The organism is Streptomyces sp. NPDC085460 (genome assembly GCF_044541975.1).
Taxonomy (GTDB): domain Bacteria; phylum Actinomycetota; class Actinomycetes; order Streptomycetales; family Streptomycetaceae; genus Streptomyces.
On the sequence record NZ_JBITTO010000003.1, the window covers coordinates 249,269 to 267,745 of the forward strand.

Annotated in this window: 22 protein-coding genes; 12 read left to right on the top strand and 10 right to left on the bottom strand. The window is 69.3% G+C overall.

Features of this window, described 5'->3' with window-relative positions; genetic code table 11:
• Window position 1: 1 nt before the first annotated feature.
• The 6 genes from ACIGHB_RS08945 to ACIGHB_RS08970 form a co-directional block, all read right to left on the bottom strand.
• The gene (locus ACIGHB_RS08945) at window positions 2-187 is read right to left on the bottom strand and encodes a hypothetical protein (RefSeq protein ID WP_399910854.1); all 186 of its coding nucleotides are present in this window, start codon (window positions 185-187) and stop codon (window positions 2-4) included.
• Window positions 188-273: 86 nt separating this feature from the next.
• Window positions 274-666, bottom strand: a complete 393-nt coding sequence (locus ACIGHB_RS08950) for a DUF3307 domain-containing protein (RefSeq protein WP_399910857.1) — start codon at window positions 664-666, stop codon at window positions 274-276.
• Between the two features lie 221 nt (window positions 667-887).
• Window positions 888-1,745: a protein spdB gene (locus ACIGHB_RS08955; RefSeq protein ID WP_399910860.1), complete on the bottom strand. Its 858-nt coding sequence runs from the start codon at window positions 1,743-1,745 to the stop codon at window positions 888-890.
• Between the two features lie 8 nt (window positions 1,746-1,753).
• Complete coding sequence (locus ACIGHB_RS08960; RefSeq protein ID WP_399910863.1) at window positions 1,754-2,038, bottom strand: hypothetical protein; 285 nt, start codon at window positions 2,036-2,038, stop codon at window positions 1,754-1,756.
• Window positions 2,035-2,199, bottom strand: a complete 165-nt coding sequence (locus tag ACIGHB_RS08965; RefSeq protein ID WP_399910866.1) for a hypothetical protein — start codon at window positions 2,197-2,199, stop codon at window positions 2,035-2,037. Before ACIGHB_RS08965 ends, ACIGHB_RS08960 begins: the two co-directional genes overlap by 4 nt.
• Complete coding sequence (locus tag ACIGHB_RS08970) at window positions 2,196-2,462, bottom strand: DUF6284 family protein (protein ID WP_399910869.1); 267 nt, start codon at window positions 2,460-2,462, stop codon at window positions 2,196-2,198. Before ACIGHB_RS08970 ends, ACIGHB_RS08965 begins: the two co-directional genes overlap by 4 nt.
• A gap of 641 nt (window positions 2,463-3,103) precedes the next feature.
• Here ACIGHB_RS08970 and ACIGHB_RS08975 point away from each other — a divergent pair.
• The 4 genes from ACIGHB_RS08975 to ACIGHB_RS08990 all read left to right on the top strand — a co-directional run bounded on the left by ACIGHB_RS08975 (window position 3,104) and on the right by ACIGHB_RS08990 (window position 9,285).
• Window positions 3,104-3,949 (top strand): sigma factor-like helix-turn-helix DNA-binding protein, encoded by an 846-nt coding sequence (locus ACIGHB_RS08975; protein WP_399910872.1) that lies wholly within the window; start codon window positions 3,104-3,106, stop codon window positions 3,947-3,949.
• 2 nt (window positions 3,950-3,951) lie between these two features.
• The gene (locus ACIGHB_RS08980) at window positions 3,952-4,758 is read left to right on the top strand and encodes a hypothetical protein (protein WP_399910875.1); all 807 of its coding nucleotides are present in this window, start codon (window positions 3,952-3,954) and stop codon (window positions 4,756-4,758) included.
• 449 nt (window positions 4,759-5,207) lie between these two features.
• Complete coding sequence (locus ACIGHB_RS08985; RefSeq protein WP_399910878.1) at window positions 5,208-5,570, top strand: hypothetical protein; 363 nt, start codon at window positions 5,208-5,210, stop codon at window positions 5,568-5,570.
• 1,120 nt (window positions 5,571-6,690) lie between these two features.
• Complete coding sequence (locus tag ACIGHB_RS08990) at window positions 6,691-9,285, top strand: DUF262 domain-containing protein (RefSeq protein ID WP_399910881.1); 2,595 nt, start codon at window positions 6,691-6,693, stop codon at window positions 9,283-9,285.
• Between the two features lie 541 nt (window positions 9,286-9,826).
• Here the strand turns inward: ACIGHB_RS08990 and ACIGHB_RS08995 are convergent.
• Together ACIGHB_RS08995 and ACIGHB_RS09000 are read right to left on the bottom strand one after the other, a co-directional pair.
• Complete coding sequence (locus ACIGHB_RS08995; RefSeq protein ID WP_399910884.1) at window positions 9,827-10,270, bottom strand: AsnC family protein; 444 nt, start codon at window positions 10,268-10,270, stop codon at window positions 9,827-9,829.
• A 63-nt stretch (window positions 10,271-10,333) separates the two neighbouring features.
• Window positions 10,334-11,215 carry a PhzF family phenazine biosynthesis isomerase gene (locus tag ACIGHB_RS09000; RefSeq protein WP_399910886.1) on the bottom strand — a complete coding sequence of 294 codons (882 nt, stop codon included), beginning with the start codon at window positions 11,213-11,215 and terminating at the stop codon, window positions 10,334-10,336.
• A 103-nt stretch (window positions 11,216-11,318) separates the two neighbouring features.
• Here ACIGHB_RS09000 and ACIGHB_RS09005 point away from each other — a divergent pair, with 103 nt between their 5' ends.
• Entirely contained in the window at window positions 11,319-11,855 is a 537-nt protein-coding gene (locus tag ACIGHB_RS09005; RefSeq protein WP_399910889.1) for an NADPH-dependent FMN reductase, read from the top strand.
• Window positions 11,856-11,858: 3 nt separating this feature from the next.
• Here ACIGHB_RS09005 and ACIGHB_RS09010 read toward each other — a convergent pair whose 3' ends face one another.
• The gene (locus ACIGHB_RS09010) at window positions 11,859-12,710 is read right to left on the bottom strand and encodes a helix-turn-helix transcriptional regulator (RefSeq protein WP_399910892.1); all 852 of its coding nucleotides are present in this window, start codon (window positions 12,708-12,710) and stop codon (window positions 11,859-11,861) included.
• Between the two features lie 151 nt (window positions 12,711-12,861).
• On the opposite strand from ACIGHB_RS09010, the gene ACIGHB_RS09015 reads away from it, so the two are divergent.
• From ACIGHB_RS09015 to ACIGHB_RS09030, 4 genes are all read left to right on the top strand, one after another.
• The gene (locus ACIGHB_RS09015; RefSeq protein ID WP_360307169.1) at window positions 12,862-13,677 is read left to right on the top strand and encodes an alpha/beta hydrolase; all 816 of its coding nucleotides are present in this window, start codon (window positions 12,862-12,864) and stop codon (window positions 13,675-13,677) included.
• A 422-nt stretch (window positions 13,678-14,099) separates the two neighbouring features.
• Window positions 14,100-14,303 (top strand): cold-shock protein, encoded by a 204-nt coding sequence (locus tag ACIGHB_RS09020; RefSeq protein WP_030747648.1) that lies wholly within the window; start codon window positions 14,100-14,102, stop codon window positions 14,301-14,303.
• A 258-nt stretch (window positions 14,304-14,561) separates the two neighbouring features.
• Entirely contained in the window at window positions 14,562-14,927 is a 366-nt protein-coding gene (locus ACIGHB_RS09025; RefSeq protein WP_399910897.1) for a hypothetical protein, read from the top strand.
• A 150-nt stretch (window positions 14,928-15,077) separates the two neighbouring features.
• Window positions 15,078-15,368, top strand: a complete 291-nt coding sequence (locus ACIGHB_RS09030; protein ID WP_399910899.1) for an SCO5918 family protein — start codon at window positions 15,078-15,080, stop codon at window positions 15,366-15,368.
• A 159-nt stretch (window positions 15,369-15,527) separates the two neighbouring features.
• Here the strand turns inward: ACIGHB_RS09030 and ACIGHB_RS09035 are convergent, their stop codons facing one another.
• Entirely contained in the window at window positions 15,528-15,884 is a 357-nt protein-coding gene (locus ACIGHB_RS09035; RefSeq protein ID WP_360307176.1) for a hypothetical protein, read from the bottom strand.
• Window positions 15,885-16,482: 598 nt separating this feature from the next.
• On the opposite strand from ACIGHB_RS09035, the gene ACIGHB_RS09040 reads away from it, so the two are divergent.
• From ACIGHB_RS09040 to ACIGHB_RS09050, 3 genes are all read left to right on the top strand, one after another.
• On the top strand, window positions 16,483-16,821 hold the full coding sequence (locus ACIGHB_RS09040; RefSeq protein ID WP_399910902.1) for a MerR family transcriptional regulator: 339 nt from the start codon (window positions 16,483-16,485) through the stop codon (window positions 16,819-16,821).
• 92 nt (window positions 16,822-16,913) lie between these two features.
• Window positions 16,914-17,492 carry a TetR/AcrR family transcriptional regulator gene (locus ACIGHB_RS09045; RefSeq protein WP_360307182.1) on the top strand — a complete coding sequence of 193 codons (579 nt, stop codon included), beginning with the start codon at window positions 16,914-16,916 and terminating at the stop codon, window positions 17,490-17,492.
• Window positions 17,493-17,597: 105 nt separating this feature from the next.
• Window positions 17,598-18,380 carry an oxidoreductase gene (locus ACIGHB_RS09050; RefSeq protein ID WP_399910905.1) on the top strand — a complete coding sequence of 261 codons (783 nt, stop codon included), beginning with the start codon at window positions 17,598-17,600 and terminating at the stop codon, window positions 18,378-18,380.
• The last annotated feature ends 97 nt before the right edge of the window (window positions 18,381-18,477 follow it).

Here is an 18,477-nt window from a genome sequence, read left to right on the forward strand (position 1 = left end):
GTCAGTCGGTCTTGCGCTCGTCGCCGTGGACGGTGCCGTGGTGGGTGCCGCCGCTGACGCCGAAGGTGTCGCCGCCGACGATCGAGCCGTTCACGGTGACGCCGGCGTCCTGAAGGGCCTGCGCGATGTCGTCGCCGGTGCTGGTGGCGGTGTCGATGGAGAAACCGCCGAAGTTGAAGATCGCCATAGGGGATGTCCTCCTGGTCGGTGCGGGGCGGGGCTGTCCCGGCTCCCCGCCCGCCCCCGGATGGGCCGGGGGTGGACAGGCAGTCGTCAGACCGCGAGAGCGAGAGCCGCGAGGGCGAGGGCGAGGACGTGCGCGGTCTGGTCGACGTGCGCGGCACCGCCGTGCTCCGCCCACGACGTCTGCCGCATGCGGGTCATCCACCAGCGCACCGGCCACCGGCGGTCGATGAACGCATGCGTCGAGCCGATCCACACCAGCGCCACCACAGCGGCCGGGACGGACACGGTGACGTCGAGGGCGGCGGCGCCGGCCGCGAGGGCGATGCCGCAGGCGACCACGTGGGTCGCGGCGTGGGCGAGGTTGGCCCGCCACCCCTCAGCCCCGCAGTCGGCCTTGTGCGCGGCCTGGTGGTCGGTCTGGAACGGGTAGTCGGCCAGCAGGTGACCGAGGTAGAGCAGCACGAACACGGTCGCGAACACGGGTTCTCCCAGGTCAGGAGTGGCCGCTAGAGTCACGGGCCATGGGGGATCAAGGACGTCGTACGAAGCCGTGCAAGTGGTGCCGTCAGCCGGTCGTGTACCGGTCGTGGTGGCGCTCACGCCGGTACTGCAACCGGTGGCACCAGACCCGGAAATGGATCTCCCGGATCTTCGAGCTGTTCGGGGAAGCCGCAGGAGCCTGACTCCCCCGAACTGGAAGTTCAGGAGGCGGTGGCGGTGACGCGGCGCCAGGCGGCGCGGAGCCGGGTCTCGCTCGCGCTGTGGCCGGCGGCCCGGAAGCGGAGCGAGAGTTCGCGGTAGGACAGCGGCGGGGCCTCGCTGGTGTGGAGTTCGGCGACGATCCGGTCGAGGTCGTCATCGCTCAGTGAGGGCGCCGCGTCGAGGGCGGGGACGGGTTCGAAGGGGCCCCAGACCGGGAGTTCCCAGCGGGGCTGTGACGTGGGTGTGACGCGGTCGGTCACGCAGGTCAGAGCACGTGCGGTGCCCTCCCCTTGCCGCGCCGATTCCAGCGTCGACCAGGCTCCGGAGAGCCGTTCGGCGGTCTTGGCCTGCACGCGTGCGACGCGTGCCCCGGCCTCCGTCACGGCCGTCAGCCGGGTCTCCTCCGTGCCCGCCTGCGCCCGCAGCCGGGCCCGCGCCACCGCCGCTTCGTCCCGCGCCTCCTGCTGGATCCCGCGGATCGCGTCCAGGGCGACCGGGGTGAGGGCGGTGCGCTCCCACAGGCCGTGGACGAGCCACAGCCCCTTGGCCGCGAGTGGCAGCCAGGAGACGGCCAGCCACGGGCCGGGCGAGGTCTCGCCGAGCGCGTGGGCGACCAGGACGGCGGTGGCGGCGAGGCCGAAGCCCCAGCCGACGGTGGTGACGGGGGTGGAGTGGTCGCCCTGGGCGGCCAGGCGCCGCTCGTAGGCGAGGGTGGCCAGCCAGCCGCCGTCCAGCCCGAGACCGACCACCAGGGCGATCGGCCACGGCATCGAGGCGCCGAGCCACATCACGACCACGGCGAGCGTCAGGACCATCGACACCACCGTCATGCCGACGGCTGGCGCGGCGGTCACCATCGGCTTCCTCACTCCTCCACCTCCGTTTGGTCGGAGCGGAAGGGGGTGTAGGTGACCGGGGTCTCGGCCGTGCAGCGGCGGATGTAGGCCGCGTCGTCGGCCAGGTCCGGGTGGTCGCGGTGACGCAGCAGGCACCGCAGAGCGACCAGGGCGTACATCGTGCGGTCTTCGAGCAGCCGGTAGTGCTTGCGCTCGTCGGCGGACTCGATCGACGGGATCGGGATGTCCAGAGCCTCCACCACCGCCGTCAGCAGGTCCGCGACGTCGGCCGGGAGGGGGACGCACTCGGTCATCGGGCGCCCCCGTTCCGGCGGTCCAGGAGGGCGTTCACGGCCACGACGCCCAGGCAGGCGATGAGGCCGGCGTAGTGGACGTCCCGGCGGACGACCACCATGCCCAGAACCGCCACGGCCAGGCCCAGCAGGGACAGCAGCCAGAAAGCGAGCGGCTTCATGCGGCACCCCCCGCCCGCGCCACGCCGGCGCGGTTCGTCAGGGTACGGCGCTCGTCCAGGACCCGGTTGCGGGCCCGGCGGATCCGCCGCTCGTCCAGCACCGTGGCCGGACGGTCCAGCATCCAGACCTCCACGTCGAGCAGGTCGAGTTCCGCCAGGATCAACGGCATCTCCAGCTCGATCGCGTCCAGCTCCGCGTCCGACGGCTCACCGTCGAACGGGACGGCCGTAACAACGGCCTGAAGTGCAGCGATGGACTTCATTGGGTGTGTTCCTCTCAGACAGGAACGGCCCGAACGAGGCCCCGGAGGTGCAACTCCGGGGCCTCTCACCGTTAGAACCAGGGGGACTTCCTCCGGTTCCCCGCCACCCCGCCCGTACGGCACCCGTGAGGGCCCGCACGGGCGAGGGAGGCAACCGGCCGCAGCGAGCGGCTGCGGCAGTCAGATGACGCGGTGGGCATGGCCACTCCGCCGGTCCAGCGGGAGTGGCGCCCAGGGTCTTAAGCGCTTCACGTCGGCCTCCAAGGGGCGGACATGGTGCGTGGCGTAGGTGGCGATCTCTGCCCTTGTCTCACCGCACGTCTCGGACTCCTCGGCCGACCCGGAGGACGGCGGGAGCAAGGTGCTTGCTGCTCGTGCGGCAGGGCCTGCGGCTTGTCGCAGATGCCTGTCGTTCTGTGTGTCCACTGTTCAGTTCTCAACCGTGACTGGCGCTTCCATCGAGTCCCTTTCGAGGACCCTCCGGGCGACATCTATGCAGCTCAAGCGGCGATTACACCCCCCTCAAGAGTTGCCTAGGGGGGCTTGCCGTTTTGCTTGATAGGTACCGTAGGCAAACTGAAGGCTGCGCGCAACCCCCTCTCGCGATAGAGTCTGATAGCCCCCCTAGGCGAAGGAGAATCGTGCAGCACGAGATGGAGAAGGTCGCTGGTGTGACGGACCCCGTCGACCGCGCCAAAGCCGCAATCGACCTGATGGCCCGCTACCAGAGCCACGTCAACGAGCTGTCCCGTGTCCGCCGCGAGGCCATCGAGGAGGCGCAGGCATCCGGCATGACGCAAGCGGAGATCGCGAAGCGTCTCGGCGTCAGTCGCGGGCGGGTGGGCCAGCTCGCATCAGCCGGCCCGCCGCCAGAGCGCGCCTTCTTCGGAACGGACTTGGTCACGGTCTCGCTCGGAGGCAAGTACGAGGCCGGAAAAGCGCCCGACGAGTTCCCCAGCGAAGTGATCACCCGAGAAGACCTCGGCAACTTCGAGCACCTGAGGAAGCTGCTCGGGGGCATGAAGCTGGAGGCTCAGTACGAGGTGATCCCGCCCTCAGGGATGGTGAACCTCAACCGGGAGAACCACGTCGTGATCTGTGGCCCGCGGCTCTCCCCTCTCATCGCGCAGGTGCTTGAAGGAGACGACAACCTTCGGTTCGCCAAGGACAGCGCGTGGCATCTCCTGGACAAGACCGCAGGCAAGGAATACCGGTCCCCCCAGGACGAGGACGGATCGGCCGGTGACATCGGGTACCTGGGGCGCCTCCCGCGTCTCGACGGCAAGGGCACGTTCCTCTACGTCGCCGGGATCCACTCCATCGGAGCGAACGGGGTCATCCACTTCCTGGAGAACAACCTGGCAGAGCTCTACCGAGAGGTCCGCACTCGCCGGTTCTCCACACTGATCTCCTGCCGCTATGACCCGAAGACGCTCGAAGTGCTGGAAAGCCGACGCGTCACCCCGCTGTACCGGCACGAAGGCTGATCATGCGCATCGCTATTGACACCGACCCCGGCGGAGCCGCCCCCAACGAGGACTGGGTGGCGGCCACGCCTTCCCTCGCCATCGTGCTGGATGGCGTGAGCACCGCAGGTCTCGATACCGGATGCCGCCATGGCGTCCCGTGGTACGTCTCGCAGCTCGGAAGTCACCTGATTGCTGCGCTGACCAATCCGAACGACTCACTCTCGGCCGGCCTGGCGGCTGCGCTGGAAGCAGTGGCTGCACTTCACCCCAAGTGCGACTTGGCCAACCCCGGAACCCCGTCCGCGACTGTCGCGATCCTCCGTCAGCGGGACGGGTTCTTCGATCACCTTGTACTCGCGGACTCTCCGATCGTTCTTGAAGGTCCCCGAGAGTTCACGGTGATCACAGACCTGCGCGTCGATGATGTGCTCCCGGAACTCCGGGCGGAGGTCGAGCAGCACGAGACACACACGGAGGAGCACAAGGAGGCTCTGCGGCGCTTTGTGACCGCACAGCGGCAGACCCGGAACACACCGGGCGGCTACTGGGTGGCAGCCAGCAGCCCGGCGGCGGCCGCTCACGCGATCGTCGGCAGCACGGCGGCAGACGACGTCCGCGCGGCAGCGGTGCTATCCGACGGCTCCTCGCGTCTCGTCACGGAGTACCGCATGGCGACTTGGTCTGAGGTGTTCACGACGCTTCGGACCGGTGGGCCCCGCGCGCTGATCGACACCGTCCGGAAGGTCGAAGCCACGGATCCGACGGGCCGCAGATGGCCACGCTACAAGTCGGGCGACGACGCGACGGTGGCCTTCGTGCTCCCGTAGCGGGAGCATCAGAGGCTCACCCGCACCTGTGTAGACGGACCTGCACCAGGCTCTCCGGCCGCACCACCAGCGCACCACCTAGGGCGGTCAACCAGGGGCAATCGCGGATCCGCCCGCATGCGGCGATGGGCTCACCTTGGGAGCGTCGCAGCAGGTCAGGGTGCCGTCGGAGCCCGTTGAGTCAAGATTCCCAAGCTTATAGCGCGGGTTCGATTCCCGTCATCCGCTCTTGAACGAAGGCCCTGGTCAGCGACCAGGGCCTTCTTCGTTGTCTAGACCTCTCGGGGGTGGTCATGCCCTCCGCGTGCCCATCTCGCCCGAACTCCCTGTTCAGAGGGCACGTGGCGCACTACCTCGCACCACCTGCGTCAGAGTCCTGCCGAGGGGATCGCCGCCGGTCTCCGGAATCTCCTCATACGAGGCCGACCGCGTGGCTAGCGTGTGGCCTCATGACCGACGCCGCATCCTCCGGGGCGGACCTCCTGACGTATCTGAACCGTCTGGAGTTACGTTTCGACTCGTCCGCTTCCTTGGTCGCCTCCGATGCCCACGACGATCCCGCAACACTGGAATGGAGCTGCCGCGCCGTCCTGCCCGTGTGGGAGCCGGACGACGAACAGGCCGAGGCCGACAACGCGCGGCTCCTGGCTCCTGGCATGTCGCTGGCCCAGTCGTCCCGGGGCGAGGACCAGGAGCTGACGATCCTCACCATGTCCGGCCTCACGGTCGACCTGGGGCGAGTCGGGAACATCTACGTGTCGCTGGACGCGCGCGACGCCGACGCGTTGCCGACGCCGCTCCGGGCTGTGTGAGAGCGCTGCGCTCACCCGAAGGACGAGAGGCAGGGCCAGCAGAAGGACCAGGAACACCAAAATTCCGCGCACTGCTTGGAACGCTTCGGCGGGCCCTTCCCAGTCACGAACGGCTCCAGGGATTGCCAGGACCCTGTCGACCATGTCACGCCAAGGGTTGGGTCCGTTGCTGACCGGACGGTCCACACGAGGCTTCCCGAAGAAGATGGCCCCGGCATTCCACACGACGAGTGCGAAGCCGGCCAGGCTCGCCAGGTAGACCGGGAGAGCGATTTGTGCCGCGTACCACCATCGCACCACCCATACGGGAGGCAGCCCGTGGCCCGGCGGGACCTGGCCCACCGCGACATCCGGAAGCACGTCCCGGGCCTCAGCCAGCAACACCTCGGCGTGCCGGTCCGCCAGAACAGCCCTTCGGCGCTTGATCTCCTGGACCACCCGCCGGTCGAAGGGCTCGACAAAGCGCAAGCGCCACCATGTGCGCAGAGGCACGTAGGAGAACAGTGTGGCTAACGCGAAGACCACAGCCAATCCAACTATCAGCACGAGAAGCGACTTCACGATGAGCAGTCTTCCTGATGGCTCTGACAGCCATGTCGCTGTGGTCTGTCCCGTGCCCCGCTCGATGATCCGACCCCACGATGACCGCCACAAATCCGCTGGTCACCCATCGGCTGCGGGCCACATGCCTCACCGTGTCCTTCCGCGCGGTGAAGAGCAGTCAACACGGGTATTCCTGGGGCAGCGAGAGACGGCGAGCCAGGGGGCGTTTTCGCAGGCCAGGCGGCAGATGTGCGCCGTAGGCATCGGTGATTCCCACGTCTAGACCTCTTCAAGTGTCACCGTCCCTGCCGTCGAACCGACCTCCTCGGGGCTTTCGCCGCATCGCCTTGGCCACGGCCTCTGCCGCCGACCGGGAGCCGCCTAGGCGTCCCGAACCGTCTACGGAGTCCGAGCGCCGGTAGCGGTGAGTCACGTTTGGGTGAGCAGATTCGGCTGCGATGGATGTCCTTCCCGACCGGGCCATGGGCGCCGCAGCCGCCCACTACGCTCTTGATGGGGAGACGCCAGAGGTCGCGAGGCCGACAGGCAGAACGTTCACATCGGAGGGGGCCGCTCCTTGCGCGCGCAAGAGATCACCTTTTTGAAGCTTGTTCAGGGAGAAAAGCAATTTCAGGTGCCTCTCTACCAGCGGACCTACAGCTGGACGAGGAAGCAGTTGGAACGGCTGTGGGACGACCTGATCGATCTGGTCGAGCAGCAACTCGACGGGGCCAGCCCCGCCTCACACTTCCTCGGCTCCGTCGTGCTCGCTCCCGGGCAGCTGCAGGCCGGAGGAATGCAGCGCTGGCTCGTCGTGGACGGGCAGCAAAGGCTCACGACGATCATGCTGGCGTTGACCGCGCTGCGCGACCACATCAGGGATTCGACTGCGGAGGGCTCCGCGCGAACAGCCGACCGAATCCACCGCCAGTACCTCGTCAACGAGTTCCTGGAGGGCGACGAACACTTCCGGCTGCTTCCCACACAGGCCGACCGTGCGTCCTTTGGAGCCTGCATCCACAACAGCCCCCGGTCGGGCGGCGCTGACAACATCGGGGCCGCATACCGCTTCTTCCGCGGCGTGCTGGCAGACGGACAGGACCAGTACGGCGAGGGATGGACGACCGCGGTGGAGCTAGCCCTACGGGACCTGCTCTCCATCGTGGAGATCACTGCCGAGCGCGGCGACAACGTGTACCGGATCTTCGAGTCGATCAACAACACCGGCGTCGGCCTGAGCCAGAGCGACCTGCTCAGAAACTATGTGTTCATGCTCCTGCCCGGCCGGGGTGAGCGTGTGTATGAGCAGCTCTGGCTGCCCATGCAGCAGCAGCTGGGGCCCAAGAACCTGGAGCTCCTCGTCTGGCTCGACCTCGTCGTGCGCGGTGAGAGCAAGACGAAGCAGACCGACATCTACCGTGTCCAGCAGCAGCGGCTCGAACCGCTGGCTGGGAACGAGGAGGCGCTGGAGAAGGAGATCGGGGAACTCGCCCGGCGCGCCGAGCTGCTGCGGCGGATCCTCGATCCCGCACTGGAGCCGCATGACGAGCTGCGTCGACAGCTTCGTCACCTCGCCAGCTGGGGCGGCCGCATCCACTATCCGATCGCACTCCATCTACTCGATCTAGTGGACTCCGGGCGCGCAGAGGCAGACGAGGCGACAGAGGCCCTCGGGTACGTGGAAGGCTTCCTCGTCCGCCGCATGCTGTGCCAGGCCAGCACCCAGAGCCTGAACCGGCTCTTCATGTCGATGCCGGGTGACATGGAGTCCGACCGGCCGGCAGCCGAAGCAGTGCGACGCTACCTCTCAAGCCGACGCCGCGGCTGGCCCACCGATGCCGAGGTCACCGAAGGGATCCGTAGCAAGCCGTTCTATTGGAACGGGCAGGCACAACAGCGCGCATACGTCCTACAGCGGCTGGAGGAGAGCTACGGCTCGGCGGAGCCCGTGGACTTCAACCGAGCCAAGCTCACGGTGGAACACGTACTGCCACAGCGGCCGGCTCAGGCGTGGCTCGACGTCCTCGCTGAGGATTCGGATGACGGCCAGACGCCTCAGGAACTGCACGACCTGCTGGTGCACACCTTGGGGAACCTGACACTCTCGGCTGAGAACTCGAAGCTCTCCAACCACCCCTTCCAGCGGAAACAGCAGATCCTGGAGGCGAGTGCGCTCCGGATGAACCAGGAGATCGCTGCAACGCCCCGATGGGGCCGGAACGAGATCCTGGAACGTGCCGACAACCTGGCCTCGCGTGCCGTCGCCCTCTGGGCCGGCCCAGAGGGAGAGCAACGTGCAGGCAGTGAGGAGTGGGCGGGCTGGGCCGATTTGCGTGCCGCGTTGATCGCCATGCCCACCGGTACCTGGACCACCTACGGGGACATCGCCGAATTGATCGGCAGCCATCCTGTCCCCGTCGGCAACTTCCTCGCCACGAAAGCCGGTGTGCACGGGGCGTACCGGGTCCTCACCGCTGCCGGACGGGTCTCAGGGGCTTTCCGCTGGCCGAACGATGAATACGGCGGCAATCCCCTCACGCTCCTGCACGCGGAAGGAGTGCCGTTCGACGCCAGCGGAAAGGCGCGCAGTTCGCACCGCCTGACCGCGGAGGATCTCGCTTCACTCCTGGGCAAGGAGGTGCCCGAGGTCGGAACGTCGAGCAGCACCTCCGAGTCCGCGTCCGCAAGCAGAACGGTCGAGGCTCGTGCTGCGCGCTTCACCGAACTGCTCCGGGCGAACCAGCCGGACGCAGCCGACGCCATCCTGGCCTTCCTTCGGTCGTGGGAAGAGCTCGCCCCCGGTTGCCATCTGGACTACGGCAAGGCGACCGAGACCAGTTGCTTCCTGATGCTGAGCAAGGAGTCCGCGTCCCGCGCCGCTGCCATATGGCCGTTCACCCTCTACCCCGTGTTCGGCACGGTCGAGGTCGTCTTCCAGTACATGCGCTCCAGGCCGCCTTTCGATGACAGCGGGCTGCGCCAGGACTTCATGGCCCGTCTGAATGGCGTTCCGGGCATCGAACTTGCCGAGGCGAAGCTCGAACTGCGCCCGTCGTTCCCCCTTGAGGTGCTGGCGACACGGTCCGAGGACATCGTCAGCATCATGGCCTGGTTCGTCCAGCAGGTCACGGCGTACGAACCACCGGACGGGCACGGGCAAATCGCCCTGTGAGCGCACATGGCTAGTGATCACGAACAGCTACGGCGAGTGGTCTGCCAGCGGTGGCGGGCGTTTCCACGGTCTTCGGTGCGACGCAGCTCTCTACGCCGCCACCAGTGCTGGGTGGCCCCACTACGCACAGCGGTCCGTACCTGCAGCCTCTTGTGCCCCAAAGGCCGTGGGGCACGTGCCCCATCCGTGCCCTTCAGGGCGGTGAACAGCGGTCAACACCGGCGTTCCCGGAGCAGCAAGAGGTATCACTGCAGGGCGCATTTCCGCAGGTCAGGCACCAGATCGCCAGCGTAGGCGGCGGTGATTCCCAAGCTTATAGCGCGGGTTCGATTCCCGTCATCCGCTCTTCTACGAAGCTCCAGGTCAGCGACCTGGAACTTCGTCGTTGTCTAGACCTGTTGGCGCCTGCGTGCCGTACACACCCTGACGTGACATCAGAGTTGTGGTGGGTGACCTCGGCCTCGGGGAAGCGCTCGTCGAGATCGATGCCGAAGGCATGGACGTGCCCCAGGTCGCGGAAGCCTCGGGGTACGCGCGCGCCTTACCAGACGGTGAGGGGAGCTCCCGATTCGGCGGCGGCCACCTCGACCATGGGGCGGTAGGTGCCGAGCCGGGTGAGCTTGTCCAGGCGGCGCCGCGCCGTGGCCTCGCTGGTGCCAGCGTCTGTGCCGGCGCGCTGAAGGGGGAGGCGGCCGTCCGCGCTGTGCGCGAGGCGGATCTCCCGGTCCAGCTCGTCGACGGCCTCCGCGGACGGCCCGGCGAGAGGGCCGCGGTCCGGGTCGGGGAGCCGCCGCGCGGCGGCGGGGGCCGGCGCTCCCGCACCTGCGAGATGGCTCTGCGCGTGGACGTTAGGGGCCGGGCGGGTACGCACCGCGGTCCCGCGCGGGGTGCCCACCAGGCCGTCGAGGACGTGCTCGGCGGGGACGGCGACGGCGACCACCGTGGCGAGGATGTCGACGGTCTGGTGGTGATGTCCACGAACCAAGGCAGCTCGTCCGGATCGAGGGCATGCCCTACCGCTCGGCGCGATCTGCAGGGCGAGCCTGCCTCAAGCGGAGATCGGGACGGCGGTTCCGGAGACCTGGACGCGGGGGTCGGCCGGGGTGGCGGTGACGGTGAGGTGGCTGGGGCGGCCCATGTCCTCGCCCTGATGGAGAGTGAGGGTGCCAGTGGCGGGGAGCAGATCCAGGGTGCGGAGGTAGCCGCCGAAGGCCGCGGCCGCAGCGCCGGTGGCGGCGTCCTCGACGACGCCGCCGACGGGGAAGGGATCACGGGCGTGGTACGTGGTGTCGTCCTCGCGCCAGACCAGGTGGACCGTGGTCCAGTCGCGGTCGCGCATCAGGGCGGCGAGGGCGTCGAAGTCGTAGTCCAGGTCGGCGAGTCGGGCGCGGGTGACGGCCGCGAGAACGAGGTGGTTCTCGCCACCGAAGGCGATGTGCGGAGGCAGGGCCGGGTCGAGGTCGGAGCGGCGCCAGCGCAGGGTGGCGAGGGCGGCGTCGACGTCGGCGTCCGGGGTGGGGCGGGAGTGGGTGGGGACGCTGGTGAGGGTGGCGCGGACCAGGCCGTTCGCGTCGGCCGTGGTGGCGACAGGGATCTCCCCGGCCGGGGTGTCGAAGGTGAGCGGGCCGGCGCCGAGGCGTTCGGCGAGGGCGACGGCGGTGGCGATGGTGGCGTGTCCGCAGAAGTCGACCTCGGCGAGCGGGCTGAAGTAGCGGAGCGTGAAACGACGTTCGTGGTCGTCGCGCGAGGTGACGAAGGCGGTCTCGGAGTAGCCGACGGCGGCGGCTGTCGCGAGCATCAAGGCTTCGTCCAGGTGAGCGGCGTCGAGCACGATGCCGGCGGGGTTGCCGCCCTCGGGGTCGGCGGAGAAGGCGGTATAGCGCAGGACGCCGGCGAGGACAGAGGCCGGGAGTTCGGCAGAGGTCGTCATGGTGTCATGATTCCCTACGGGGACTCGCTCTTGATCGCCGAGCCACAACGTGCCGGTAGAGGCGGTCGACACTGCCGTGCAGCGGCGTCGGTACGGTGACGAGGTGTCCACGCCGCTTCTGATCCTCTTGCTGTCCGGAAGCCTGCGGGCCGGTTCCTCCCACGAGGCCGTGTTGAGCACTGCGCGAGCGGTGGCCCCCTCTCAGGTGCGCACCGTCGTTTACGAGGGACTGCCGGCGCTTCCGCATTTCAACCCCGACGATGACACCGATCCGCTGCCCGCTCCTGTGGTCGAGCTGAGGGCTGCGATCGACGAGGCGGCTGCGGTGTTGATCTGCACTCCGGAGTACGCGGGCACGCTGCCCGGCTCGTTCAAGAACCTGCTGGACTGGACGGTCGGCGGTACCGAGATCTGCGACAAGCCCGTGGCGTGGGTGAACGCCGCCGCACCCGGGCGCGGCCAGGGCGCCGAGGCCACGCTGCGCCTCGTACTCGGCTACACCGGCGCCGCCATCGTCGAACCGGCCTGCGCCAGGATCCCGGTGGCCTCCCATACGGTCGGCCCGGACGGACTCCTCACGGATCCGAAGGTGCGCGAGCAGATAGGCGAGGTGCTCGCCCTGCTGGCAGAGGCATGCTGACCGTCAGCGGGACTCGCTGAACTGGCCCGTGCCTACCACCGTGAGGAGGGCGAGGCGCTCGGCGGTGTCGCTGCCGACGGGCGGGGTGTACAGGACCACGCGCTGGTCGCCCTCCGGGGCGAGCAGCACCTGGCAGTCCAGCTCGACCGGGCCGATCAGCGGGTGCAGGACGCGCATGCGCGAGGCCCGGCGTACGGAGACCTCGTGCAGCTCCCAGAGGGAAGCGAACTCCTCCCCGAGCCCGAGGAGCCGCTCCACCAGGCGCGTCGCGGCCGGGTCGCCGGCGCGTCGGCCCACGGCCGCCCGCAAGTCGGCCACGTGCAGCCGGCTGTAGTACTCGTGCTCCTCGGCCGGGTACGCGGCCCGCTGGGCCGGGTCGGCGAACCAACGCCAGACCACGTTGCGGCCGTGCTCGGACACCGAGCACACCCCGCCCAGCAGGGCCTCGGCCATCGCGTTCTGGGCCAGGACGTCACCGAGGTCGCTGATCACCTGGACCGGCGTGGCCGGGAGGTGGTCCAGCAGGTGGAGCAGACCCGGGCCGACGTGGTCGCCCGCGGTCCGGGCGGCCGGCGGGCGGCGTCCGGCGAGGAGATGGAGGTGGTCGCGTTCGTCGTCGGAGAGGCGCAGGGCGCGGGCCAGGGCGGCAAGCATCTCCGGCGAGGGCTGCGGGCCGCGGGCCTGTTCGAGGCGGATGTAGTAGTCGGCAGACATGCCCGCGAGCTGCGCGACCTCCTCGCGGCGCAGGCCCGGCGTACGCCGCCGGGGGCCGACCGGCAGGCCGGCGTCCTGGGGCCGTACCCGGTCGCGGGAGCGGCGCAGGAAATCGGAGAGGGCCTCACGGTCGATTTTCATACAGTCATCCTGCCGGACGGTCCGCGGCTCAGACAGGGACCGCCGATCCCAGGGTAGGGAGGTCTCTCCCGGCCCTCGCCAAGCGGCGGCACTGTTGGTCGGGCCGGAGCAGGAACGCCTCGGCCGACACACGGGAGATCGGGAGCACCCCATGGCCATCGTCAATGTCAAAGGCGCGCAGGTCCACTACGAGAAGGCCGGCTCAGGCCCCGCCCTGGTCCTGGTCCACGGCACCGGATCGGCCGGCTCCGCCGTCAACTGGGGCCGGACCACTCCCCGGTTCACCCCGCACCGCACGGTGATCACCCCCGACCTGTCCGGTACGGAGGCCACCGTCGACGACGGCGCCCCGCTGACCGCCGAAGGACTGGCCGCGCAGGTCATCGCCGTCATCGAGGACGCGGCGGACGGGCCGGTCGACCTGCTGGGCTTCTCCATGGGCTCCACCGTCGCCGCCACCGTCGCGGCCCTCCGCCCCGACCTGGTGCGCCGGCTGATCCTGGTTGCCGGCTGGGCCCACACCGACAGCGACGCCTACCTGCGCAGCCTCTTCACCCTCTGGCAGAGCCTCGGCACCTCCGACCCCGCCTCCTTCGGTCGCGCCGTGGCGATGACCGGCTTCAGCCGCGGATTCCTGAACTCCATCGGCCGCGAGGCGTTCGAGGCCCTCATCCCCAACATGCCGCCCACGCCCGGCACCCTGCGCCACATCGCGTACGACCTCCAGGTGGACATCCGGCCGCTGCTGCCCCGCATCGAGGCCCCCACCCTGGTGATCGGGGGCACCCAGGACATCACGGTCCCGGTCGAGCACAGCCGCGCGCTGCACGCCGCGATCCCGGGCAGTTCGTACGCCGAGATCGACGCGGGCCACGTCATGTTCTTCGAGCAGGAGGACACCTTCGTCAAGCTCGTGACCGAGTTCACCGAAGCCCCCGCGACGGTCACCGCAGTGGTCAGCCGATGAAGGACTCGGGTCCCAAACGGCCCCACGCGTGTTTCCACGCCCAAGTGCCGGGTGATTCCCCAGCTTGTGGCGCGGGTTCGATTCTCGTCATCCGCTCTTGAACGAAGGCCCTGGTCAGCTACCAGGGCCTTCGTCGCTGTCTGGACAATTACCTGTCACCGCCAGTGGAGATTCTCATCGATACTGCGGAGAGAAATTCTTCCGACGCCCCGCGCGAGAAAATTCGGAACGCACCCGGACGGCTTCGGCGTGCTACTGTCGAATCAGTTGCAGTTTTGGTACCCGAAATTTCGCACGCTTCGGCGGTCGCAGGCCGCGCGGAAGCGTTTCGCATTCCGGTCTTCTTCCGGGCAGGGAATCATCGCGGCGACACGGCGTCCGTAAAGCGCGGATTCCGCTGCACTGCCCGAAGGAGATATGACATGGCTGCCGGCACCGTGAAGTGGTTCAACGCGGAAAAGGGATTCGGCTTCATCGAGCAGGAGGGCGGCGGACCCGACGTGTTCGCCCACTACTCGAACATCGCCGCCCAGGGCTTCCGCGAGCTCCAGGAGGGGCAGAAGGTCTCCTTCGACATCGCGCAGGGCCAGAAGGGCCCGACGGCGGAGAACATCGTTCCCGCCTGACGCTGACGCGCCGTACGCGGCTGGGGCCCGCATCCTTCGGGGTGCGGGCCTCAGCCGCACGCGTTTCCCGGGGTTTTCCCGCGCCCCTGCACCGCGACCGGCGCCCTCACCCGATCCACCGCATCGATCAGCATCGACCATTCCTCCCCTGGATCCACATCGCCTGATTCCTTATTCGCTTCGACCGTTCCGGCGATTTCGAGCGCTTTCGTTCGCTGCCGGAATCGTCGCCGGGCGCCGCATCAAGGAAGGTTCTGAATGAACCCCACACGCACGGACGGCCGCTCCTCCCGCAACCGCCGCAACGGCGGCCCCGCGCACGACTCCCCCGCCGAAACGGGAAGGGGCGGTCGTCCCGCTTCCTCCGGCGCGATCCGAACGGCACGTCCGACGGGCACCGACGCCGTGGACACCGCCGGACCGCAGGTGTGGGACGACATGACCGTGGAGGTGGCCCTGGCCGTCATGGCCGGCGCCCGCACCGGGCACCTGCTCGTCTGCGACAACGACGATCAGCGCACCGGCCTCGTCACCCGCGCCCAGCTCACGACCGTCCGCGACAGCGCCGCCTACACGGACCGGCTCCGGCTGCGCGACCTTCCCGACGCCCGGCGGCCCCTGTGACGCCCTGACGGGCCCGGCTCCCCGCCGAGCCCCGCACCGGCTGTCACGGGCGGGCGGGACGAGACCCCGCACCCCCGCGCCGACCCCGGCCGTCACGTGGACCTCCCCGCGACGCCGGGACCACCTTCCTTCCTCTCCCTGTGAGGCACCATGCGCTGCGTCATCGCCCGCTTCCCCTTCGAGCTCACCAAGACCGGCGTCCTGGACGCCATGAGCGGCGTCAAACCCGAGGAGATCACCGGCGAGTCCGTGATCATCGGGCGCCGCGCCTACCCCGTCAAGCAGGTCGGCCAGGTCATCACCGGTCAGGACCGGCGCGACTTCACCGCCCGCGAGGTCGTCCTCGCCATGACCAAACTCGGCTTCACCTGCCGCGAGCTCCCCCGGAGCACCGACCCCTTCCGGGGCGCCTCCGCGGCGCTCGGCGCCCCGGCGGCCTGACCCCGGTCCGCGACCCACGGGCGGACACGAACCGACGACCGGGCACCGAGAGGGCCCGACCGGCACCCGGCCGACGCCGCAGAGGCGGCGCCGGCCCCGCCGGTCGGGCCCTCTCCCGTATCCGCGTGGGCCCGCCCCCGCGGGTCCTACCGCGCGAGGTCAGTGATCGGAGTACGTGACGTCGCCGATCGTCCAGGCGCTGACGTCCGCGATCGAGACGCGGTACATGCCTCCCGTCTCCGGGATCGCCGTCGTGCCCTGGAGGATCCGGGCCATGTGGAAGTGCAGGTGCGTGGGCTGTTCGTCCCCGCCCCCGGCGGCGAAGGCGACGGAGAACTCGGCCAGCCGGTCGGAGTCCGCCAGGACCTCCGAGACCCGCTGTCGCCACACCGCCTCGGGTGCCAGCCGACCCGTGATGACAGCGCCCCCGATGACGACGGTCAGGGACATCTGGTTGCTCCGGCCGGACTCCACCAGCCGGGCGACGTAGACAAGCAGCTCGTCAATCTTCGACATGAGGGCGATCCTACGAGTCCCTCCACGCCGCCCGCCGGTCGTCCTGCCGAGAGAGGGCGGCCCGCGCGGCCGGCGCGGCCCGGAGATCCGTCGCCGGTCCGGCGCGACTTCCCCCGCTTCCTCTCGTCTCCTCTTGTCTCCTCCCCGCGAGCAGGAAAATCTACTGCGGCCACAGTAGACATCGATGTGCGGTCGAGCTATGTTTTCTCTCGTAACCCGGAGAGACAGAAGGGCCTGGCAGAGACGAACTGCCGGCAAGCAGTACAGGTAGTCGCAGTGAGCAGGACAGTGCGGCGGTGGAGTTCCGAAGCCAGGGCTTTCGCAGGACGGTGACGGAACTGACGGCCGGACTGGGCGGCCCGCGGTGATCAGGGGCCTCCACGAGCGGTACCCCCGCAGTATCCGCAGGACATCGATAGCGAGGTGGTCTCCGGTCGAGCAACCGCGATCCCCGCACACCCGGCAGCACTCGGGCCGGGCGGGCGGACACAGAAGGCCGGCGTTTCATCAGGGCCGGCAGGTGGTGTAGTAGTTCCTTCAGGGCCCTGGTGCCAGTACTGGCACCAGGGCCCTCTCTGCGTTTCAGGGAGAGGTGCGAATGACAGCAGACAACTCGTACGACCGTTTCGACGACGACGACTACCCCGCCTACACCATGGGCAGGGCCGCCGAGATGATCGGCGCCACCCAGGGCTTCCTCCGCGCCATCGGCGAAGCCCGCCTGATCACACCCCTGCGCTCCGAGGGCGGCCACCGCCGCTACTCCCGCTACCAGCTGCGCATCGCCGCCCGCGCCCGCGAACTCGTCGACCAGGGCACCCCGATCGAGGCCGCCTGCCGCATCATCATCCTCGAGGACCAGCTCGAAGAAGCCCGCCGCATCAACGCGGAGTACCGCCGCGCCGCCGAGTCCGACACGCCCCCCGACACGGCTTGAGACCCTCCGCCCGGGCGGGCGGTCGTGGTCGGACCCTGTGCTCCCTCGGAGTTTTTGTACCTCAAGGTCAATAACCCTGCTACGGTGACGCCATGGGCAGGCCGAAGCAGTTCGATCCGGACGTCGCGGTGGAGCGCGCGATGGGCGTGTTCTGGCGGAAGGGGTACGCGGCGACGACGCCTCAGGACCTCGTGGACGAGATCGGCATCGGCAAGGGCAGCCTGTACAACGCCTTCGGCAGCAAGCACGCCTTGTTCGAGCGGGCGTTGGCCCGTTACCGCGACTCGCAGGCCGCGTGGCTGGAGGCGCTGCTCGATCATCCCGGTTCTGCGAGGGACCGGCTGCGGGGAGCCCTGGAGGCTCTCGTCCACCTCGACCTGGGCGACCCGGACCGGCGCGGCTGCATGGCGGTGAACACCGCCGCCGAGCTGGCCACGGCGGACGCCGGGACCGCCGACACGGTGCGCGGGATGTTCGCGCGGACCGAGGGCGCGTTCCGGGCCACCGTCGAGGAAGGCCAGCGGGCCGGCGAGATCGCCGCCGACCGCGACGCGGCGGCCGTGGCCGCCTGGTTGCTCGCGACGGTGATCGGCATGCGGGTGCTGGCGAAGACCGCCGAGGACGACGCGCAGCTGAGGCGGGTCGTGGAGGCGGCGATGGGGGCGCTGTAGGCGGCGCCCGCCTTCTTTTTTTGTTTCCTTTCCGCGGATTCTTCTGCGGGCCTTTTTGCGGACTCGTTTTGTACCTCTGATTCAAGAACATGTGGGGAGTCGGACATGGAACTCGATCTCGTCGGCAAGACCGCGGTCGTCACCGGGGCCAGCCGGGGTGTCGGTCTCGCGATCGCCCGGCAGCTCGTCGCCGAGGGCGTGCGCGTGGTCGGTGCGGCCCGGACGATCACGCCGGAGCTGAAGGAGATCGGCGCCCACCCGGTCGCGGCCGACCTGAGCACGCCGGAAGGCGCCGAGGAGTTGGGGGCACAGGCGCTCGCCGCGCTGGGCGGTGTGGACCTGCTGGTCAACAACCTCGGCGGCGGCGACGATTTCACCCTGAACGGGTTCCTCGCCACCAGCGACGCCCAGTGGGCGCACAGCTTCGAGGTCAACCTGTTCGGCACGGTCCGGGTCACCCGCAGGCTGCTGCCGAGCCTTCTGGAACGCCGCGGCTCGGTGGTGAACGTCTCGTCGATGAGCGCGCGTCTGCCCGGCACGGGCCCCATCGAGTACGGCGCCGCGAAGGCGGCTCTCAACGCGTTCGGCAAGGCGCTCTCCGAGGAGTTCGGGCCTCAGGGCGTCCGCGTGAACACCGTCTCCCCCGGACCGACGCGCACCGGCATGTGGGAGGACGCCGACGGCTTCGGCGCCCGTCTGGCGGAGGCCGGCGGTGTCGGCCACCGCGACTTCCTGGCCGGGGTGCCCGCCGCGATGGGCATGAGCACCGGGCGCATGGTCGAGCCCGCCGAAGTCGCCGCCGTCGTCGCGTTCCTCGCCTCGGACCGCGCGGCCAGCGTGACCGGCGCCGACTACGTCGTCGACGGGGGCGGCATCAAGACGGTGTGACAGGACGGTGCGACCGGTACGTGGCCCCCGCAGCGGCTCCGGGGCGTTCGTCGGGGCCTTCCGGGTGAATTCGCCGGAGGGGGCGCCACGTGGGGTG

Bases quoted from the DNA above. Each gene is read 5' to 3' on its own strand.
- ACIGHB_RS08945 (WP_399910854.1), bottom strand. From the start codon at position 187: ATGGCGATCTTCAACTTCGGCGGTTTCTCCATCGACACCGCCACCAGC.
- ACIGHB_RS08955 (WP_399910860.1), bottom strand. From the start codon at position 1,745: ATGGTGACCGCCGCGCCAGCCGTCGGCATGACGGTGGTGTCGATGGTC.
- ACIGHB_RS08960 (WP_399910863.1), bottom strand. From the start codon at position 2,038: ATGACCGAGTGCGTCCCCCTCCCGGCCGACGTCGCGGACCTGCTGACG.
- ACIGHB_RS08965 (WP_399910866.1), bottom strand. From the start codon at position 2,199: ATGAAGCCGCTCGCTTTCTGGCTGCTGTCCCTGCTGGGCCTGGCCGTG.
- ACIGHB_RS08970 (WP_399910869.1), bottom strand. From the start codon at position 2,462: ATGAAGTCCATCGCTGCACTTCAGGCCGTTGTTACGGCCGTCCCGTTC.
- ACIGHB_RS08980 (WP_399910875.1), top strand. From the start codon at position 3,952: ATGCGCATCGCTATTGACACCGACCCCGGCGGAGCCGCCCCCAACGAG.
- ACIGHB_RS08985 (WP_399910878.1), top strand. From the start codon at position 5,208: ATGACCGACGCCGCATCCTCCGGGGCGGACCTCCTGACGTATCTGAAC.
- ACIGHB_RS09000 (WP_399910886.1), bottom strand. From the start codon at position 11,215: ATGACGACCTCTGCCGAACTCCCGGCCTCTGTCCTCGCCGGCGTCCTG.
- ACIGHB_RS09010 (WP_399910892.1), bottom strand. From the start codon at position 12,710: ATGAAAATCGACCGTGAGGCCCTCTCCGATTTCCTGCGCCGCTCCCGC.
- ACIGHB_RS09015 (WP_360307169.1), top strand. From the start codon at position 12,862: ATGGCCATCGTCAATGTCAAAGGCGCGCAGGTCCACTACGAGAAGGCC.
- ACIGHB_RS09020 (WP_030747648.1), top strand. From the start codon at position 14,100: ATGGCTGCCGGCACCGTGAAGTGGTTCAACGCGGAAAAGGGATTCGGC.
- ACIGHB_RS09025 (WP_399910897.1), top strand. From the start codon at position 14,562: ATGAACCCCACACGCACGGACGGCCGCTCCTCCCGCAACCGCCGCAAC.
- ACIGHB_RS09030 (WP_399910899.1), top strand. From the start codon at position 15,078: ATGCGCTGCGTCATCGCCCGCTTCCCCTTCGAGCTCACCAAGACCGGC.
- ACIGHB_RS09035 (WP_360307176.1), bottom strand. From the start codon at position 15,884: ATGTCGAAGATTGACGAGCTGCTTGTCTACGTCGCCCGGCTGGTGGAG.
- ACIGHB_RS09040 (WP_399910902.1), top strand. From the start codon at position 16,483: ATGACAGCAGACAACTCGTACGACCGTTTCGACGACGACGACTACCCC.
- ACIGHB_RS09045 (WP_360307182.1), top strand. From the start codon at position 16,914: ATGGGCAGGCCGAAGCAGTTCGATCCGGACGTCGCGGTGGAGCGCGCG.
- ACIGHB_RS09050 (WP_399910905.1), top strand. From the start codon at position 17,598: ATGGAACTCGATCTCGTCGGCAAGACCGCGGTCGTCACCGGGGCCAGC.